Origin of the sequence: Mycobacterium gallinarum (assembly GCF_010726765.1) — a bacterium.
GTDB lineage: Bacteria > Actinomycetota > Actinomycetes > Mycobacteriales > Mycobacteriaceae > Mycobacterium > Mycobacterium gallinarum.
Genome location: NZ_AP022601.1, coordinates 5709823 through 5727863 on the forward strand (window position 1 = coordinate 5709823; position 18041 = coordinate 5727863).

Sequence of the window (18041 nt, forward strand, 5' to 3'; positions counted from 1 at the left end):
ATGGACAACTGGGAGCGGGAGGTCGACGACGAGCCGAGTCTGGTCCGGCCGTACACGCTGACGTCCGGACGCACCGAGGCCCGGTTGAATCTGCCGTTGGAAGCACCGATCGGGAAGCTCACGACGACCAAGCCGCCGCGCTGGCCGGGAAACGATGTGCGGGGCCAAATCCTCACGATGAGCGTCGAGGTCCCCTCGGTCGCCGAGATCGCCGCGGGCCTGGCCCTACCGCTCGGGGTCGCACGGGTGCTGATCGGTGACCTCGTGACACAGGGATATCTACAGGTACACACCACACTCGGCGATTCGGAGACCGATGACGAACGACGAGATCTCATAGGAAGGACGCTGCGTGGCCTCAGGGCACTCTGAGAGGCGGCATGTCTCGACGGACCTGGCGGCGAAGCGGGCCGCCGCTTCGACGAAGATCGTCATCTCCGGCGGCTTCGGCGCCGGCAAGACGACGTTCGTCGGCGCAGTCTCCGAGATCATGCCGCTGCGGACCGAGGCGTTGGTGACCAACGCGTCCGAAGGCGTCGACGGCCTGGATGCGACCCCGTCGAAGACCACCACGACAGTGGCAATGGACTTCGGCCGGATCACCCTCGGCGAAGACCTCGTGCTGTACCTGTTCGGCACACCCGGTCAGCGCCGGTTCTGGTTCATGTGGGACGACCTCATCCGCGGCGCCATCGGCGCGGTCATCCTGGTCGATGTCCGCCGACTGCAGGACAGCTTCGCCGCGGTCGACTTCTTCGAAGCCCGCCGCCTGCCATTCCTGATCGCGATCAACGAATTCGACGGTGCACCAAGATATTCCACTCAGGCGCTGCGCAAAGCGCTGGCACTCGCTGATCACATCCCGGTGGTCGCGGTCGACGCCAGAGACCGCAACTCGTGCCGCGAGGCGCTGATCGCGGTCACCGAGTACGCGCTCGACACGCTATCCTCGCTGCCCGGCTGAACCGGTGGGTGACAACGAAGAGGCGTGGGTCGAAAGGGAGTTCGTCGCGTACGACTTTCGCGACGAGGATCTCGGCCGGCTGCGCACCGAACGTGCGGTCTTCGACGAATGCGACTTCCGCGGTGTCGATCTAGCCGAATCCGAGCACGTCGGCTCGGCATTCCGTAACTGCCGTTTCGAACGGGCCAGACTGCACCACAGCATATTTCAGCACTGCAGCATGTTGGGATCGGTGTTCACCGAATGTCAGATGCGCCCGCTGAAGCTGGTCGAGGTCGACCTCACGCTCGCGGTCCTCGGCGGTTGCGATCTGAAGAACGTCGACCTGTCCGGATGTCGGCTGCGGGAGGCCAGCCTTGTCGAAACCGACCTGCGCAAAGCGGTGTTGCGCGGCGCCGACCTTCGCGGCGCCCGCCTGCAGAAGACCCGCCTCGAAGAATCCGATCTTCGGGGGGCGCGCACCGACGCGACGTTCTGGACCACTGCGGCCCTGCGCGGCGCGAAGGTCGACATCGAGCAGGCACTGGCCTACGCCGCGGCTCACGGTCTGAACATCCATGGGGAATAACCCGTCGCGCGGGCGGTTAGACGTTGCATGCGTGCTGTCATCTATGACCCCGATGCACCCGCGAAACTCCGTCTCTCCGAAGTCGACGAACCCGTACCGGCCGAATCCCACGCCCTGATCGAGGTACATGCCATCGCCCTCAATTTCGGTGAGGTGCACTGGATCGACCAAGCGCGTCGACCCGGTGAGGTGCCTGGTTGGGACGCCGCCGGAGTCGTCGTGACGGCGGCTGCCGATGGCTCGGGTCCACCCGCGGGTACCCGCGTTGTGGGGTTCGACGGATCCGGCGGCTGGGCGCAACTGCGCGCGGTGCCGACGGAAAACCTTGCTGTCTTGCCTGATTCGGTCGACCTCGGTTCTGCGGCTGCACTGCCGGTTGCCGGTGTGACGGCCCTGCAGGCATTGCGTGCACTCGGCCCAGTCGTGGGGCGACGGGTGCTCATCACCGGCGCGTCGGGCGGGGTGGGGCGCTTCGCGGTGCAGTTGGCCGCCAGAGCCGGTGCCCACGTGATTGCCGCGGTCGGCGCAACCGCCCGTGGTGAGGGTCTGGTGGAATTGGGGGCTGCCGAGGTGGTCGTTGGGCTTGCCGATGTGACCGAGCCGGTGTTCGGCGTGCTCGACAACGTCGGCGGGCAACTCCTCGCGGAGGCGTTCAGCCTCGTCGGCGACGGTGGTTCGGCGCAGTCGATCGGGATGGCATCGGGCCAGCCGACGACCATCGACTTCGAAGCTGAGCGACGGTTGGGCGTGCGAAAGCGGCTCGAACCGTTCACCGTTCGCACTCCGCTGGGGCCGGACTTGAGCTACCTCGTCGACCTGCTCGCCGTTGCAGAGATCGATCCGCAGATCGGTCTGCGGACCTCGTGGGAGGATGTGTCGAAGGCGGCAGAGGCGCTGCTCGACCGTCGAGTCGCAGGTAAGGCCGTACTGGATGTGAAATGACGGCACAGACGGGGTTTCACGACGGAGAACTCGCGGTTCAGGAGCGCGCAGGCGTCCGCGCGCAGGCGGCTCGCCTCGGGGAGGCGATGCTCGCCACTCCCGATCTGAATGGCGGCATGGGTGCCTTCCTGGCAGCCCGCGACTTCGCCGTGCTGACGGCCCGTGACGCCGACGGCCGGCTGTGGACGTCACCGCTGTTCTCCTCGCCCGGATTTCTGCAAGCGCACGACCGCGAGCTGAAGGTCCACGCCCTGCCGTCGCCCGGTGACCCGTTGCACGACCTTGCCGCGCAGCAGCCGGTCGGCTTGCTCGCCATCGAGTTCGCCACCCGTCGCAGGGTCCGGGTCAACGGCACCCTCGTCCATGTCGGCGAGGCCGGTCTGCTGCTTTCGGTGGAACAGGCATACGGCAACTGCCCCAAGTACATTCACCCACGCCATCTCGAACATTCCGACACTCCCGCGCCGGCTATCGAACGTTCGCCGGCGCTCAGCCCCGAGCACGTACAGCTCGTCACCAACGCCGACACCTTCTTCCTCGGCACGGTCCACCCGTCTCGCGGAGCGGACGCCTCGCATCGGGGCGGCCCACCCGGATTCGTCCGTGTCGAGGGCAACCGCCTGTGGTGGCCGGACTACCCGGGCAACAACATGTTCAACAGCTTCGGCAATCTCGCGGTGGATCCCAGTGCAGCGCTGCTGTTCATCGACTTCGACACGGGCACGACGCTGCACATCTCAGGCACCGCCACCGTCGAATGGGTGACGCCGAGCGACATCGACGGTGGTACGGGACGCCGTGTCAGCCTGACGGTCGAGTCGGTGGTGTGGGGAGCCCGCTGGTGAGCACCCGCCACGCGATCGCTGAATCTCACCTGCGCTCGCCCCGGCGGAGAGCATGATCGGGAGATGGCAGCCACCTGGGACATGATCGATCGCTATGTCGTCATCTCGACTGACACACACGCAGGCGCGGATCTCTACGACTACAAGGAGTATCTGCCCACGCGACTTCATGACGATTTCGACGCATGGGCGAAGACCTACATCAGTCCCTTCGACGACCTGATCATCGCGACCGCCAAACGCAACTGGGACCACGAGCTGCGGATGTCGGAGATGGACGCCGACGGGGTGGCCGCCGAAGTGCTGCTGCCCAATACCGTGCCGCCGTTCTTCCCGACGTCCCCGAACATCACGATCAGCCTGCCGCGCACCCGAGAAGAGTTCGAACACCGATGGGCAGGCGTGCAGGCCCACAACCGGTGGCAGGTCGACTTCTGCTCGCTGGCACCGGATCGGCGTCGCGGGCTGATCCAGATATTTCCCAACGACATCGAGCTCGCTCTCGAGGAGATCCGCTGGGGTGCGCAGCAGCAGTGCTTCGGCGGCGTACTACTGCCGGCGGTCTCGCCCGGGGATCCGAACGTCGCCCCGCTCTTTCACACGCGTTACGAACCGATCTGGGCGCTGTGTACCGAGCTCGACCTGACGCTGGTTCAGCACGCGGGTGCGGGCAGCCCCGTGATGCCGATGGATCAGCCGGCGTCGAACGCAGTGCTGGTGACCGAGATGGCGCTGTGGGCGCAACGCACGGTCAGCCATCTCGTTCTCGCCGGGGTGTTCGAGCGTCACCCGACGCTGCGCTTCGTGCCGACCGAGCAGGGCACCATGTGGCTGCAAAACCAGATGATGCTGCTCGACGTCATGGTGCCGAGCATGAAAACCGAAGCGGGCAACCGTACGTACGGAATGTTCGGCGGTTCGTCGATCGACGAGCTCACCATGGCACCGAGCGAATATGCCAAGCGCAACTGCTACCTGGCGTCCGAACTCACGCCGTTCGAGAAGTCGATGGTCGACTACATGGGCGCCGATCACATCATGTGGGGCAGCGACTATCCGCACGAGGAGGGCTTCGCGCCGCACTCCAAGCTGGCGATCCGGTGGGCGCTACACGACCAGCCCGAGGACAACTGTCGAAAGATACTGGGCGGCAACGCCGGTCGCCTCTACCGCTTTGATCTCGACAAGCTCGCACCGATTGCCGCCAAGATCGGGCCGACGGTCGCTGAGGTCGCAACGCCGTTGGGGGACACCGGTTACGTCGCTCCGCCCGCGTTCGGTTACCGGCCGTTCGAAGGCGGGCTGGCGCTCAAGCGGTTGGCTCCGGCACGGGTTTGACCAGGATCGCGCGGGTGTAGAGCAGGTCGAAACCGCGTCGCTGCACGTTTTCCTGGGACTTCGAACCGGGCGCCGTCGTGACGACCGCGATGTCGCATCCCGCCGCGGCCGCGTCGACGAGCCGGGCCGCCAGCAGCGCCGTCTGGACGCCGCGTCTGCGGTGTGCGGGAGCAGTCGCGGCACCGGTGAGTTGCGCGATGCGGTCGGCGAAGCGAACGCTCGCCGCACCTGCGAGGACTCCGTCGGCCATCGCGACATAGCGAGTGGCGCCGGCCGCCGCCATGTCGCGGGTCGCGTCGGCAAGGACGTCGCGCGGGAATTCCTCGTACGACGCGACGCCTTGGGTGTCCGGGTTGGCGAAGCCTTCGACCAGCGTGTCGAGCCAGGTCTCGAAGTCGTCGTCAGCACTGGGCCGAACGTCGACACCGGGCGGTGTGACCCGCTCCAACGCATCGGCCAGCGGGCGGCCCAGCACGTTCTCGAAGGAAACCAGCTGATAGCCGCGAGCTGTCAGCGCCGCGGCGATCTCGGGGTCGGCCAGGTGCGCCAGCTCGACCTGGGTCGGGCAACCGTGCGCGGCGAAAGCCGTTTCGATCTCGTCCAATTCGGCGTCGGCCGGCATGCCGCCGAAGCCGAGCCCGACGACCTTGTTGAACGGCGAGTTCTCGCCGGCGAAGCACGCCGCGCCGCCCGCCATCGCAATCTCGAAGCCCTCACCGCCACGGCGCCGTGCCGCAACAGCACCCGCGGCAATGAGACCTGCCTCCGCGCGCTCGATGCGCTCGGCCAGCGCAGTGCTGCAGAACATTGGGTCAGCCGGCAGCGGCGAGCCGGATCTTCCACCGCACCAGGCCCAGGTAACCGACGCAGATCAGCGCTTGCATGGTCATGTTGAACCACCAGGCACCCGCGGTGTGCTTCCAATGCGAGTCCTGCGGTGTCAACGGGCCCGGTACGAGCCTGAGCAAATCGATCGTCGACGCCGTCGAGGCGAATCCCCAGCGGGCTGGAGTCACCCATGCCATCTGGTCGAGCACGATGCGACCGGTTACCGGGATCATGCCGCCCTGGAACACCAGCTGCGACATGATCGCAATCACCAGCAGCGGCATGATCTGCTCGTTCGACTTGGCAATCGCCGAGAGGGCCAAGCCGACCATCGCTGCCCCGATACAGCACGCCGCCACGTCGACGTACAACTCCAGGGACCGGTTGGGTATCACCGCGCCGCTCTCGACGGCTCCGGGGCCCCAACCCTTGCCCCATATGTTGATGGCGACGACGATGCCCGACTGCATCAGCGCAAAGCCGGAGAAGACGAAGACCTTCGCGAGCATGTATGCGGTCGTGGACAATCCGACCGCCTGTTCGCGCAGGAAGATCGCCCGCTCGCTGATCAGCGCCCGGATCGTCAGTGCGGTGCCCATGAAGATGGCGCCCACATTGAGCAGCACCAGAATCTGTCCCGGTTCGTTCGGGGCTTCGCCGCCTTCCAACGCGGTCTTGGGAACACCGAAGCCGACATCTCCGGGCACCGACAGCGACAATGCGCCCATGATGAACGGCAGGAACGCCAGGAAGATGAAGTAACCGCGATCCGAGATGATCAGTCGCATCTGGCGGCGGCTGATCGTGGAGAACTGCTTGCGCAGGCTCGTCTTCGTCGGCTCGCCGAGGTCGGAAGGTTTCTCTACCGCCGGCGGTGGTGGCGGCGGCCCGTGCTGGGCGAGGTATCGCGCTTTGGCCGCGTCCGGGTCTCCGGCGACCGAGCTGAAGATGTCGGCCCAGTTGGTGGTGCCCATCGACGGGCCGATCTCACTGGGCGGGCCGCAGAACGCGGTCTTTCCGCCGGGTGCCAGCAGCAGCACCTGATCGCAGACATCGAGGTAGGTCAGCGAGTGCGTGACCACGAGCACCACGCGGCCCGCATCGGCCAGCTGACGCAGCATCGTCATGACCTGGCGGTCCAGCGCCGGGTCCAGACCGGACGTGGGCTCGTCCAGGATCAGCAGTGACGGCCCGGTCAGCAGCTCGAGAGCGACCGAGGCGCGTTTGCGCTGACCGCCGGAGAGCTTGTCGACACGGGTTTCCAGGTGCTTGGTCATCTCGAGTTCTTCGAGGACCTGCATGACGACCTGCTCGCGGTCGGCCTTCGTCGTGTCCGGTGGCAGCCGGAGCTCGGCGGCGTACATTAGCGCCTGCCGGACGGTCAACTGACCGTGCACCACGTCGTCCTGCGGCACCATGCCGATCCGGGAGCGCAGCGAGGCGTACTCGGCGTGGATGTTGTGCCCCTCGAAGGACACGGTGCCCGTCGTCGGTTGGGTATAGCCGGCCACCAACTTCGCGAAGGTCGACTTGCCCGCCCCCGACGGTCCGATGACGGCGGTCAACGTGCCGGGGCGCGCCGCGATCGAGATGCTGTCCAGCAGAGTCTTGTTGCCCTCGATCGTCCAGGTGACCGAGTGCACCTCGAGGCCACCGGTTTGGGTGGCGGCGGCGGTCTCGGTGCGCCGGGCCAGCGTGCCGCCCGTGAACACGAGGTCGATGTTGCCGATCGTGACGGTATCGCCCTCACGCAGTAGCGCTGAGTCGACTCGGGCACCGTTGACGAACGTGCCGTTGATGCTGCGGTTGTCCCGGATCTCGGTTCCGTTTGGTGTGGGCAACAGCGTCGCGTGATGACGCGACGCGAGCACATCGGGAACGACGATGTCGTTGTCGGTGGCGCGGCCGATCTTGACAGCGCCCGGGCCGGCCGCTGCGGCGGGCTTGCCCGGCCGCAGGATCTTCAGCATGCTCGTCGCGAGATTGCCCTCGCCCGCACGTGGGGCGGCCGTCGGACCCATCGCGGTGACCGACTCGAGCGCCGGCTGCGACATGGGCTGCGAAATCGGCGGTGGCCGCAGCGGCGGCACGGGGCTCGACGGGCTGGACGGATATCCCGGCCCGCCGCGGGCGGCCGGTTGTTGTGGCGACGACGGGTATCGCGGTTGCGGCGCGGACGGGTACGCCGGCCGCTGCGTGCTCGGCGGCTGCGGCCGCGAAACCTGCGGCGAGGAGGCCGGCGGATGTGCCGGTGCCTGCGTGGGCCACGACGTGTCAGCCGGGCGCGCCGCGCCGATGGGAACCGATTGGGTCGGTGTCCGGCCGGCGGCGCCCTGATGCCGCCCGATCTCGAAACTCAATTGCGGCCCATCGGGATTGCCGATGTTGAGGTGCTGACCGTCCTGCAGGTCGACAGTGGGCACCCGACGGTTGTTGACGTACATCCCGTTGAGGCTGCCGTTGTCGATGGCGACCCACCGACCCTGGTCGAACCGCAGCACAAGGTGCGCGCGCGAGATCAACGGATGTGCGATTCGGATGTCGGCGCGAAGATCGCGGCCGACGACTACGTCGTTGCCCGGCGCGAAGGTTCGGGTCGACCCGTCGTATCGAACGGTCAGCGCGGGTGGGGCTGGTCGGCTCATCGCGACCAACTCTATCGGTATGACACCGATCTCGGCGCAGGTCTGGGGGTCGTCAATCCGCAGTCATCGACACGGAATGCGCCATTGGGCAGTGTCGGTGATCTGGTGCAGTGCGGTTATCCGCTCGCCTCGTGTGGTGATGACGTGAGCGAAAGCGGCATCGACGGCAGTCGCACCGTCGCGCGAGGGACCCCGGTATTGGCCGATCACGACGACCCGGTCGTCGTCGACCGAGAGGAATTCGACGGGGTTGACCGTCACGTCGTAGAGCGCGTCGATGCGGCCCCAGACCCCGGCGATCATGTCGTCCGGGCCTTTGTGCTGACCGCCGACATCGTGGGGCATACCCGCGCTGACCGTTCCGACGAAGTCATCGGTGAGCAGCGCGAACAGCTCGTCGGCGGCGGACCGGGCGATGGCGTCATAGAAGCGCTGGGCGACGGTGACGGGACTGGATTCGGAAAGGGACACGGCTGCCTCCAAACTCATAATAGAGAGTGACCTCTATTATGATAGGACGATGCCGCGGCCCGCGCGATACACCGTCGACCAACTGCTCGACGCCGCCGCGACCCTGCTGGCTGACGAGGGCCCGGCCGCCGTCACCATGTCGGCCGTCGCGCGCGCGGTGGGTGCGCCCAGCGGATCGATGTATCACCGCTTTCCGACCAGGGCCGCCCTGTGCGGCGAATTGTGGATTCGTACCGAGACGCGCTTCCACTCCGGTGTCACCGCGGCGCTATCCGAACCGGCAGACCCGCAGACGCGGTGTGTCGCCGCGGCCCAGTTCACGGTGCGGTGGTGCCGCGAGCACCCGAACGAAGCGCAGGTGCTGCTGGCCGGAGCCGACGCGCTGGCCGCCGCGGACTGGCCCGAACACCTGACCGCGGCCAGGCAGCGCCTGCACCGCAAACTGCGGCACCTCATGAAAGAAGTGCGGGCCGAGCCGGATCGAGTCAACGCGGCCATCGTCGACATCCCCTATGCCGTCGTCCGGCGGCATCTGCTGGCCAAGCAAGCCATTCCCGGCAGCGTGGACAGCATCGTTGCCGACTGCGCCAGGGCACTCATATCTGCCGGCTGAAAAACGCAAATAAGTGTTGGTTCGTACGGCGAGTCGTTCGGCGTCGACGCTGTGTTCGTGGTGTCGTTGATCATGGTGTCCAAACCGCCTGCAGCCCTGCTCACGGGCATGGCGGCGGTGTTGGCTGCGGCCGCGGCGATCACGTCGCCGATGGCGGCCGCGGACCCGGCGTATCCCACTGACGATCGAGGTTTCGTCGATTCGCAGATTCGTTGCGATGCGCCGCAGTCGGCGGTCGCATTCAGCCGCACCGAACAGTCCATCGTGGCGATCTGCGTGGACCAGGCCGGGCGCTACCAATACCGGGGAGCGCAGGTGGCCAACAAGGATGCGGTGCTCACCGTGGTGGCCGAACCAACCGTGCCCGGCGAATTCTTCGCCCAAAAGGACGGCGTCACCTACACCGTGACCGCGCAGAACCTGATCATCAAGACCGACGAGTGGGTGCGCACCGAACCGGTGCTGCAATTCGGTACGCAGCCGATGCTCGCGGTGGAGATGCCGACACCGCCTCGTTAACCGGGTGAACCGGTCACCACGCAGTGCGTGTGGCTGTAGATCGTCGCCATGCACTTGTTGCAGTGCGTGCACAGCGACCGGATCGAGTGGGCGTCCCCGTCGTCCTGGATACGGTTGATCAGATCGGGCTCGGCGAGTAGCGCTCGTCCCATCGCAACGAAGTCGAAACCCTCGGCCATCGCCAGATCCATCGTTTCGCGATTTGTGATGCCGCCCAACAGGATCAGGGGCATCTTGAGCTCGGCGCGGAACTGCTTGGCGTCGCGCAGCAGGAACGCTTCGCGGTAGGGGTACGCGCGAAGGAACTTCTTGCCCGTCATCCGGATGCCCCAGCGCAACGGTGGCTTGAACGCCGCCGCGAACTCCTTGACGGGTGCGTCGCCGCGGAACAGATACATCGGATTGACCAGTGAGCTGCCCGCGGTGAGCTCGATGGCGTCCAGACCGCCGTCCTCCTCGAGCCACTTCGCGGTCTGCAGTGATTCCTCGAGTGAGATGCCCCCGCGCACGCCGTCGGCCATGGTCAACTTGGCGGTGACCGCGATCGGAGTGCCTTCGGCCTCCACCGCGCGTCGCACCGCCATCACCATGCCGCGCGCCACCTTGGCCCGGTTCTCCAGCGAGCCACCGAATTCATCGGCTCGGCGATTGATCAGCGGGCTGAGGAACGAACTCGCGAAATAGTTGTGCCCCAAGTGGATTTCGACGGCGTCGAACCCGGCTTCGATCGCCATCCTGGCCGCGTTGGCGTGCGCGGCGATGATGTCGTTGATGTCGTCGCGTGTCGCCTTCTTGGCGAACCGCATCGAGAGTGGATTGAAGAACCGCACCGGCGCGTACGCCGTCGCCTTCGTCGCGCGGGCATTGGCCACCGGCCCGGCATGGCCGATCTGCGCGCTGATCGCCGCCCCCTCGGCGTGGATCGAGTCCGTGAGCTTCTTCAGTCCGGGCATGGCCTCGGGGCGCCACCAGATGACGTTGCCTTCGGTGCGTCCGCCCTTCGTCACCGCCAGATACGCGACGGTCGTCATTCCGACTCCGCCCGCGGCGGGCAGCCGGTGGTAAGTGATCAGGTCGTCCGTGACGAGGGCGTCCGGCGAAGAAGCCTCGAACGTGGCCGCCTTGATGATTCGGTTGCGCAGCGTCACCGGGCCGAGTTTGGCCGGGGTGAACACATTGGGCTGTGTGTTCATAGGCAGTGAGCATGCCAGACTGGCTTCGCGGCCGAGCGAAGCGACGGGAGAATCTTGCGTGGGTGCGATCACATTGGACGGTAAGGCCACACGAGACGAGATCTTCGTCGACCTCAAGGAGCGGGTGGCGGCGCTGACCGCCGCAGGTCACACGCCTGGACTGGGCACGGTGCTGGTCGGGGACGACCCGGGCTCACATGCCTATGTCCGGGGCAAGCACGCGGACTGCGCCAAGGTGGGCATCAACTCGATCCGCCGCGATCTGCCCGCCGACATCAGTCAGGCCACGCTCGACAAGACCATCGACGAGTTGAACGCCAACCCCGAGTGCACCGGCTACATCGTGCAGTTGCCGCTGCCCAAACACCTCAACGAGAACGCCGCCCTGGAGCGGGTCGACCCCGGCAAGGACGCTGACGGATTGCACCCGACGAATCTGGGCCGGCTGGTTCTCAACGAGCCGGCGCCGCTGCCCTGTACACCGCGCGGCATAGTGCATCTGCTGCGCCGCTACGAGGTCGAGATCGCCGGCGCCGAGGTCGTGGTGATCGGTCGCGGCGTGACAGTCGGCAGGCCGCTGGGCCTGCTGCTGACCCGACGCTCCGAGAATGCGACGGTCACGTTGTGCCACACCGCGACTCGGCATCTGCCCCAGCACACCCTCGAGGCCGACATCATCGTCGCCGCGGCAGGGGTGCCGCACATGGTGACCGCCGAGATGGTCCGTCCCGGCGCCGCGGTGATCGACGTCGGAGTGAGCCGCGACGACGCGGGCAAGCTGGTGGGCGACGTGCACCCAGACGTCTGGGACGTGGCCGGTCACGTGTCACCGAACCCCGGCGGAGTCGGTCCGCTCACGCGCGCGTTCCTGCTCACCAACGTGGTGGAGCGAGCCGAGGTCCTGGCAGATCAGTGACATTGCGGGAGTTCGCGCACAAGGTGTTCGGCCGGCAGTGGCCAATTCTGCTGCCCGGCGTCATCGTGGTGGCGGCCTTCGGGCTCGTGGTCGCCGGCTACTGGCGCCGCGGGGCACTGGTCCTCGCGATCGGAGTGGCCGTCGCCGCGGTGCTGAGGCTCACCCTGCCCGAAGACCGGGCGGGCCTACTCGCAGTACGCAGCCGCGGCATCGACGTCGCCACGACCGCCAGCGTCAGCGCGGCGATTCTCTACATCGCATGGACTATCGATCCGCTGGGCACCAGCTAGCGTCACGCCGCCGACGGCTGCGGTTTTGCTTGCGATGGGGGTGCAATGGCCGTGAAGGTCGAAAGCGTCTGATCCGGCACGTCTAGCACACCGTGGCGCGGGTGCACACTGTGACGTACGGCAGCGAAAGACCGTTCGAGTTGGCCAGTGCGGGATGGGTGGTCAGCAGTTCTCGCACCCGGTCCAGCGTCGTGGTGCGCACCTTCTCCGGCGACGTGATGCAGTAGCTGCGTGAGGCGACCAAATCGATGACGGCTTGCGGTGTCACGTAATTCGTCCAGTCGACGCGGTGATGTTCGACATCCGTGAACACCTCCGGCAGCGTCGTTTTTTCGTTGAAGTGGGCATCTTCGTGGCCGATGATGGCGCCCAGATCCTTCACCCAGCCAAGCCGCTCGTCGCGCGCATTCCACACCAGGCCCAGCCGACCACCCGGCCGCAGGACACGCGCCACCTCCTTGACGGCACGCTCGGTGTCGAACCAGTGCCAGGCTTGGGCCACCAGCACCGCGTCGACGCTGTCGTCGGGCAGCGGGATCTCCTCGGCCGTGCCCAGCAGTGCGGGGGTATCGGGAAGCGAATTGCTCAGTAGCTCCAGCATTTCCGGGATCGGGTCAACTGCGATGACATTCAGTCCGCGTTCGGCCAGCCGCGTGGTCAGCTTTCCCGTCCCGGCGCCGAGATCGAGGACATCGCGCGCCCGTTCTGGCAACAGCCAGTCGATCGCCTCCGGGGGATAGGACGGCCTGCCGCGCTCATATGCCGCGGCTTCCGCACCAAACGACAGCGAGCGCTGCTGGCTGCTCGTCACCGCGCGGCCAACTCCAGCGTCTTGCGAATCAACTCGCCCACCGCCTCCGTCTCGACCAGGAACCCGTCGTGGCCATAGATCGAGTCGACCACGTTCAGTTCGGTGCAACCCGGAAGCAGCTCGGCCAATTCCTCCTGCAGTCGCAGGGGGTACAGCCGGTCCGAGGTGATACCGCCGACCACCACCGGCACCGGGCAGCTGCGCAACGCCGCCTCCACGCCTCCGCGGCCGCGTCCGACGTCGTGGCTGGACAGGGAATCCGTAAGCACCACATAGGTGCCGGCGTCGAACCGGGCCGACAGTTTGCGCCCCTGGTACTCGAGATAGCTCTGCACGGAGTAGCGGCCGCCGGCCGCGGGATCCTCGTCGCCCTGTGGGTCGTTGGCGAAACGGTCGTCCAGTTCGGTCTCGCCGCGATAAGTGAGGTGCGCGAACCGGCGTGCGATCTCCATACCGGTTCTCGGTGCGAGGCCGGTGTCGTAGTAGTCGCCGTCGCACCAGTTCGGATCGGACTTGATTGCCGCCACCTGGGTGCTCTGGGTGCCGATCTGGTCGGCGGTCGCGCGGGCCCCGACGGCCAGCACCAGCGCGGCGCGCACCTTGTCGGGATGGCCGACGATCCACTCCAGCGCTCTGGCGCCACCCATCGAGCCGCCGACCACGGCGGCGACCTCGGTGATGCCCAGCGCGCTCAAGGCGGCGATATCCGCTTCGACCTGGTCGCGCACCGAGACCGGCGGAAACCGGGAACCCCACGCCTTACCGTCGGGATGCGGCGAGCTCGGACCGGTCGATCCGCGGAAGCCACCGAGCACGTTGGTGGCGATGGCGCACCAACGGTTGGTGTCGATGGGCGCGCCGGGTCCGGCCACGCCTTCCCACCAGCCCTCAGTCTCGTCGCCTGGACCGGTGGGCCCCGTGACGTGGGAATCGCCCGTGAGCGCGTGCAGGACGACCACCACGTTGTCGCGGTTGGGCGAAAGCTCACCCCAGCGCTGCACGGCGATCGTGACGTCGTCGATGACGGCGCCGTTCTCCAGCGTCAGCGGGCCGATGTCGACGTAGCCGACTTCTCCTTCGGCGGGCAGCGTTGCGGAATCACGCTCTTCGCGCTCATCGATGTTCACGTCGAGTTCCTTATCGAGCAACGTCATCAGAATGCCGCCGCGGATTTCGGATCGGCCGAGCCCCTGACCTGTTTGGCGGCGGCGAAGCCCTGTTCGAGGTCGGCAAGGATGTCATCGATACCTTCGATGCCGACCGCGAGGCGTACGAGCCCCGGAGTGACTCCGGTGGCCAGCTGCTCCTCGGGCGACAACTGTGCGTGCGTCGTCGACGCCGGATGGATGACCAGCGACCGCACGTCGCCGATGTTGGCGACATGGCTGTGCAATGTGAGCGCGTTGACGAACGCCTTGCCCGCGTCGATGCCGCCAGCCAGCTCGAACGCCAGCACCGCACCGGTTCCCTTGGGAGCCAGCTTCTTTCCGAGCTCATACCACGGTGAGCTGGGCAGCCCGGCGTAGTTCACCGAGATGACGTCCCCGTGCCCGGCGAGGTACTCCGCGACGCGCTGCGCGTTCTGCACGTGCCGTTCGACCCGGAGGCTCAACGTCTCCAGCCCCTGGGCGACCAGGAACGCGTTGAACGGCGACGCCGCCGAGCCGAGGTCGCGGAGCAGCTGCACGCGCGCCTTCAATCCGTATGCGGGAGGGCCGAGTTCGGCGAACACCACACCGTGATAGCTCGGGTCGGGTGTGGTGAATCCGGGGAACTTGCCGTTGGTCCAGTCGAAAGTGCCGCCGTCGACGATCACGCCGGCGATCGCCGCGCCGTGCCCGCCGAGGTACTTGGTGGCCGAGTGCACGACGATGTCGGCGCCGTGGGCGAGCGGTTGAATCAGGTACGGCGTCGCGATCGTGTTGTCGACGATCAATGGCACGCCGTTGTCGTGTGCTACGGCGGCTACCGATGGAATGTCGAGCACATCGATTTGAGGGTTGGAGATCGTTTCGCCGAAGAATGCCTTGGTATTGGGGCGGACCGCGGCTCGCCAGGAGTCCAGGTCGTCGGCGTCGTCGACGAAGCTGACCTCGATCCCGATCTTGGGCAGGGTGTAGTGGAAGAGGTTGTAGGTGCCGCCGTAGAGCCGTGGGCTGGAGACGATGTGGTCACCCGCGTTGGCGAGGTTCAGGATCGCGAAGTGCTCGGCGGCCTGGCCGGATGCCAGGAACAGCGCGGCGACGCCGCCCTCCAGCGCCGCGATGCGCTGCTCGACGACGTCCTGCGTCGGGTTCATGATCCGGGTGTAGATGTTGCCCGGCTCGGCGAGGCCGAACAGCGCGGCGGCGTGATCGGTGCTGTTGAACGTGTACGACGTGGTCTGGTAGATCGGCAGGGCACGTGCGTTGGTCGCGATATCGGGGGTTTGGCCCGCGTGGACCTGCTTCGTTTCGAACGCCCAATTCTGGCTCGGGTCTTCTGGCGCGCTCATGAGACGGCCCTCCATTTGTGTCAGGGGGCCCGTCAAACGGACCCGCGCTTGCCGGCAACCGCTCGCTAGCGGCTACTCAACCTGGTCTTCACCCGGAGCACCCCACCGCGGTTGGAGGGTTGCCGGCCAGCAAGCCGGGGCTTGACGCTGGCGCTCATGACCGAGCACAGACTATCGCATGGGGCTGACTGCGGGCCAGCAGCCTGTTTTCATGCGCCGAAAGCTACCCGCCGGTAGCTGAAGTCCGCCCGGGAGTACAACGTGGCCCACGCGTAGCGTCATGTTCGACGCAATACTTATAGCCGCCGCGCACAACGCGGAGCTTTGTCGAACTGGCCGAGAAGACCCCCGGGAGTGCATCACATGAGCGAAGAGCAGCCGACCATCATCTACACCCTGACCGACGAGGCGCCGCTGCTTGCGACCTATGGCTTCCTGCCGATCATTCGGACCTTCGCCGATCCGGCCGGGATCAACATCGAAACCAGCGACATCTCGGTGGCGGCCCGCATCCTGGCCGAGTTCGGCGACCACCTGACCGAAGAGCAGCGCGTCCCGGACAACCTCGGCGAGCTGGGCAAGCTGACGCAGTCCCCGGACACCAACATCATCAAACTGCCCAACATCAGCGCGTCCGTGCCGCAGCTCTACGCGGCGATCAAGGAGCTGCAGGAGAAGGGTTACGCGGTTCCCGACTATCCGGCGCAGCCGAAGAACGACGAGGAGAAGGCGCTCAAGGAGCGCTACGGCAAGATTCTCGGCAGCGCGGTGAACCCCGTTCTGCGCGAAGGAAATTCAGACCGTCGCGCTCCCAACGCCGTCAAGGAGTACGCCCGCAAGCATCCGCACAGCATGGGTGAGTTCTCCCAGGCGTCGCGCACCCACGTGGCGACCATGAAGGGTGGCGACTTCTACCACGGCGAGAAGTCGATGACGCTGGATCGCGACCGCAAGGTACGCATGGAGCTGAAAACCAAGGGCGGGCAGACGATTGTGCTCAAGCCCGAGACGGTGCTGGAGGACGGCGACGTCATCGAATCCATGTTCATGAGCAAGAAGGCGCTCGTCGAGTTCTACGAACAGCAGATCGAGGATGCCTACAAGACCGGGGTGATGTTCTCACTGCACGTCAAGGCGACGATGATGAAGGTCAGCCATCCCATCGTGTTCGGTCACTGCGTGAAGGTCTTCTACAAGGACGCCTTCGCCAAGCATCAGGACGTGCTCGACGAACTCGGAGTCAATGTCAACAACGGGATGGTCGATCTCTACAACAAGATCGAGGCGCTGCCGTCGTTCCAGCGCGAGCAGATCATCCAGGACATCCACGACGTCCACGAGCACCGTCCCGAGCTGGCGATGGTGGATTCAGCCAAGGGAATCACCAACTTTCACTCGCCCAGCGATGTGATCGTCGACGCATCGATGCCCGCCATGATCCGACTCGGCGGCAAGATGTACGGCGCCGACGGTCGCACCAAGGACACCAAGGCGGTCAACCCCGAGTCGACGTTCTCCCGCATCTACCAGGAGATGATCAACTGGTGTAAGACCAACGGCCAGTTCGATCCCACGACGATGGGCACCGTGCCGAACGTCGGCCTGATGGCGCAGAAGGCCGAGGAGTACGGCTCACACGACAAGACCTTCGAGATCCCCGAGGACGGCGTCGCCGACATCGTCGACATCGACACCGGCGAGGTGCTGATGTCGCAGAACGTCGAGGAAGGCGACATCTGGCGCATGCCCGTCACCAAGGACGCGGCGATTCGGGACTGGGTCAAACTCGCCGTCACCCGCGCCCGCGCGTCAGGGATGACGGCGGTGTTCTGGCTGGACACCGAGCGTCCGCACGAGGCCGAACTGCGCAAGAAGGTCAAGGCGTACCTGCAGGACCACGACACCGAGGGCCTGCACATCCAGATCATGCCGCAGGTCTGGGCCATGCGATACACGCTGGAGCGGGTCACCCGCGGACAGGACACCATCGCCGTCACCGGAAACATCCTGCGTGACTACCTCACCGACCTGTTCCCGATTCTGGAGCTCGGCACGAGCGCCAAGATGCTGTCGATCGTGCCGCTGATGGCGGGCGGCGGAATGTACGAGACGGGCGCGGGTGGATCGGCGCCAAAGCACGTGCATCAGCTGGTCGAAGAGAACCACCTGCGGTGGGATTCGCTCGGCGAGTTCCTCGCGCTGGGCGCCTGCTTCGAGGATCTGGGCACCAAGACGGACAACAAGCGCGCCACCCTGCTCGGCAAGACGCTCGACGGCGCGATCGGCAAGCTGCTGGAGAACGACAAGGGCCCGTCGCGCAAAACCGGTGAGCTCGACAACCGCGGCAGCCAGTTCTACCTCGCCATGTATTGGGCGCAGGAACTCGCCGAACAGAGCGAGGACAAGGAGCTCGCCGACCACTTCGCCGCGCTCGCGAAATCGCTTGCCGAGAACGAGGAGACCATCGTGTCTGAACTTGCAGAGGTGCAAGGGGATTCGGTGGACATCGGTGGTTACTACTGGCCCGACCCGGAGAAGACCACCGCGATCATGCGGCCGAGCAAGACGCTGAACTCGACCCTGGAGTCCGCGCGCGGCTGAGGC

The 18041-nt window shown here is 66.2% G+C and carries 18 protein-coding genes and 1 riboswitch; of the genes, 11 read left to right on the forward strand and 7 right to left on the reverse strand.

All coding sequences use genetic code 11. The annotated features are described in order from the left end of the window. From G6N42_RS28215 to G6N42_RS28240, 6 genes are all read left to right on the forward strand, one after another. Entirely contained in the window at positions 1–372 is a 372-nt protein-coding gene (locus G6N42_RS28215; protein ID WP_163735827.1) for a DUF742 domain-containing protein, read from the forward strand. Between the two features lie 22 nt (positions 373–394). Continuing rightward, the gene (locus G6N42_RS28220; protein WP_163738490.1) at positions 395–964 is read left to right on the forward strand and encodes a GTP-binding protein; all 570 of its coding nucleotides are present in this window, start codon (positions 395–397) and stop codon (positions 962–964) included. A 4-nt stretch (positions 965–968) separates the two neighbouring features. Further along, positions 969–1532: a pentapeptide repeat-containing protein gene (locus G6N42_RS28225; RefSeq protein WP_163735830.1), complete on the forward strand. Its 564-nt coding sequence runs from the start codon at positions 969–971 to the stop codon at positions 1530–1532. Between the two features lie 27 nt (positions 1533–1559). Further along, positions 1560–2474: a zinc-binding dehydrogenase gene (locus G6N42_RS28230; protein WP_163735833.1), complete on the forward strand. Its 915-nt coding sequence runs from the start codon at positions 1560–1562 to the stop codon at positions 2472–2474. Next, positions 2471–3319, forward strand: a complete 849-nt coding sequence (locus tag G6N42_RS28235; protein ID WP_163735836.1) for a pyridoxamine 5'-phosphate oxidase family protein — start codon at positions 2471–2473, stop codon at positions 3317–3319. Before G6N42_RS28230 ends, G6N42_RS28235 begins: the two co-directional genes overlap by 4 nt. A gap of 63 nt (positions 3320–3382) precedes the next feature. Next, a complete protein-coding gene (locus G6N42_RS28240; protein ID WP_163735839.1) occupies positions 3383–4657 on the forward strand; it encodes an amidohydrolase family protein in 1275 nt (424 codons plus the stop codon). On the opposite strand, the gene G6N42_RS28245 is transcribed toward G6N42_RS28240, so the two are convergent. The 3 genes from G6N42_RS28245 to G6N42_RS28255 form a co-directional block, all read right to left on the reverse strand. Next, positions 4629–5465 carry a GNAT family N-acetyltransferase gene (locus G6N42_RS28245; protein WP_163735842.1) on the reverse strand — a complete coding sequence of 279 codons (837 nt, stop codon included), beginning with the start codon at positions 5463–5465 and terminating at the stop codon, positions 4629–4631. The two genes, G6N42_RS28240 and G6N42_RS28245, sit on opposite strands and share 29 nt — an antisense overlap. Positions 5466–5469: 4 nt before the next feature. Continuing rightward, a complete protein-coding gene (locus G6N42_RS28250; protein WP_163735846.1) occupies positions 5470–8130 on the reverse strand; it encodes an FHA domain-containing protein in 2661 nt (886 codons plus the stop codon). 63 nt (positions 8131–8193) lie between these two features. Continuing rightward, positions 8194–8601 carry a nuclear transport factor 2 family protein gene (locus G6N42_RS28255; protein ID WP_232076396.1) on the reverse strand — a complete coding sequence of 136 codons (408 nt, stop codon included), beginning with the start codon at positions 8599–8601 and terminating at the stop codon, positions 8194–8196. 49 nt (positions 8602–8650) lie between these two features. Here G6N42_RS28255 and G6N42_RS28260 point away from each other — a divergent pair, with 49 nt between their 5' ends. Further along, on the forward strand, positions 8651–9214 hold the full coding sequence (locus tag G6N42_RS28260) for a TetR/AcrR family transcriptional regulator (protein WP_163735852.1): 564 nt from the start codon (positions 8651–8653) through the stop codon (positions 9212–9214). 57 nt (positions 9215–9271) lie between these two features. Then, positions 9272–9733, forward strand: a complete 462-nt coding sequence (locus G6N42_RS28265) for a hypothetical protein (RefSeq protein ID WP_163735855.1) — start codon at positions 9272–9274, stop codon at positions 9731–9733. Here the strand turns inward: G6N42_RS28265 and G6N42_RS28270 are convergent. After that, positions 9730–10926, reverse strand: a complete 1197-nt coding sequence (locus G6N42_RS28270; protein WP_163735857.1) for an NADH:flavin oxidoreductase — start codon at positions 10924–10926, stop codon at positions 9730–9732. The genes G6N42_RS28265 and G6N42_RS28270 overlap by 4 nt on opposite strands. A gap of 58 nt (positions 10927–10984) precedes the next feature. Between G6N42_RS28270 and G6N42_RS28275 the strand changes: the two genes are divergently transcribed. Together G6N42_RS28275 and G6N42_RS28280 are read left to right on the forward strand one after the other, a co-directional pair. Beyond that, a complete protein-coding gene (locus G6N42_RS28275; RefSeq protein WP_163735861.1) occupies positions 10985–11842 on the forward strand; it encodes a bifunctional methylenetetrahydrofolate dehydrogenase/methenyltetrahydrofolate cyclohydrolase in 858 nt (285 codons plus the stop codon). Next, positions 11839–12132 (forward strand): DUF3017 domain-containing protein, encoded by a 294-nt coding sequence (locus G6N42_RS28280; protein WP_163735864.1) that lies wholly within the window; start codon positions 11839–11841, stop codon positions 12130–12132. Before G6N42_RS28275 ends, G6N42_RS28280 begins: the two co-directional genes overlap by 4 nt. Before the next feature lie 82 nt (positions 12133–12214). Here the strand turns inward: G6N42_RS28280 and G6N42_RS28285 are convergent, their stop codons facing one another. The 3 genes from G6N42_RS28285 to G6N42_RS28295 are packed head-to-tail and all read right to left on the reverse strand — an operon-like array spanning position 12215 to position 15437. Next, positions 12215–12943, reverse strand: coding sequence for a class I SAM-dependent methyltransferase (locus G6N42_RS28285; protein WP_163735870.1), 729 nt, complete (start codon positions 12941–12943; stop codon positions 12215–12217). Further along, the gene (gene metX / locus G6N42_RS28290) at positions 12940–14097 is read right to left on the reverse strand and encodes a homoserine O-acetyltransferase MetX (RefSeq protein ID WP_232076397.1); all 1158 of its coding nucleotides are present in this window, start codon (positions 14095–14097) and stop codon (positions 12940–12942) included. The genes G6N42_RS28285 and metX overlap by 4 nt, the downstream gene beginning before the upstream one ends. Next, positions 14097–15437, reverse strand: coding sequence for a bifunctional o-acetylhomoserine/o-acetylserine sulfhydrylase (locus G6N42_RS28295; protein WP_232076398.1), 1341 nt, complete (start codon positions 15435–15437; stop codon positions 14097–14099). Before G6N42_RS28295 ends, metX begins: the two co-directional genes overlap by 1 nt. 39 nt (positions 15438–15476) lie before the next feature. Continuing rightward, positions 15477–15599: riboswitch (SAM riboswitch) on the reverse strand. A 201-nt stretch (positions 15600–15800) separates the two neighbouring features. On the opposite strand from G6N42_RS28295, the gene G6N42_RS28300 reads away from it, so the two are divergent. Beyond that, positions 15801–18038 (forward strand): NADP-dependent isocitrate dehydrogenase, encoded by a 2238-nt coding sequence (locus G6N42_RS28300; RefSeq protein ID WP_163735875.1) that lies wholly within the window; start codon positions 15801–15803, stop codon positions 18036–18038. Positions 18039–18041 lie beyond the last annotated feature (3 nt).

Coding starts and splice junctions, on each gene's coding strand:
- G6N42_RS28215 (WP_163735827.1), top strand. CDS start 1: ATGGACAACTGGGAGCGGGAGGTCGACGACGAGCCGAGTCTGGTCCGG.
- G6N42_RS28230 (WP_163735833.1), top strand. CDS start 1,560: ATGCGTGCTGTCATCTATGACCCCGATGCACCCGCGAAACTCCGTCTC.
- G6N42_RS28235 (WP_163735836.1), top strand. CDS start 2,471: ATGACGGCACAGACGGGGTTTCACGACGGAGAACTCGCGGTTCAGGAG.
- G6N42_RS28240 (WP_163735839.1), top strand. CDS start 3,383: ATGGCAGCCACCTGGGACATGATCGATCGCTATGTCGTCATCTCGACT.
- G6N42_RS28245 (WP_163735842.1), bottom strand. CDS start 5,465: ATGTTCTGCAGCACTGCGCTGGCCGAGCGCATCGAGCGCGCGGAGGCA.
- G6N42_RS28250 (WP_163735846.1), bottom strand. CDS start 8,130: ATGAGCCGACCAGCCCCACCCGCGCTGACCGTTCGATACGACGGGTCG.
- G6N42_RS28260 (WP_163735852.1), top strand. CDS start 8,651: ATGCCGCGGCCCGCGCGATACACCGTCGACCAACTGCTCGACGCCGCC.
- G6N42_RS28270 (WP_163735857.1), bottom strand. CDS start 10,926: ATGAACACACAGCCCAATGTGTTCACCCCGGCCAAACTCGGCCCGGTG.
- metX (WP_232076397.1), bottom strand. CDS start 14,097: ATGACGTTGCTCGATAAGGAACTCGACGTGAACATCGATGAGCGCGAA.
- G6N42_RS28295 (WP_232076398.1), bottom strand. CDS start 15,437: ATGAGCGCGCCAGAAGACCCGAGCCAGAATTGGGCGTTCGAAACGAAG.
- G6N42_RS28300 (WP_163735875.1), top strand. CDS start 15,801: ATGAGCGAAGAGCAGCCGACCATCATCTACACCCTGACCGACGAGGCG.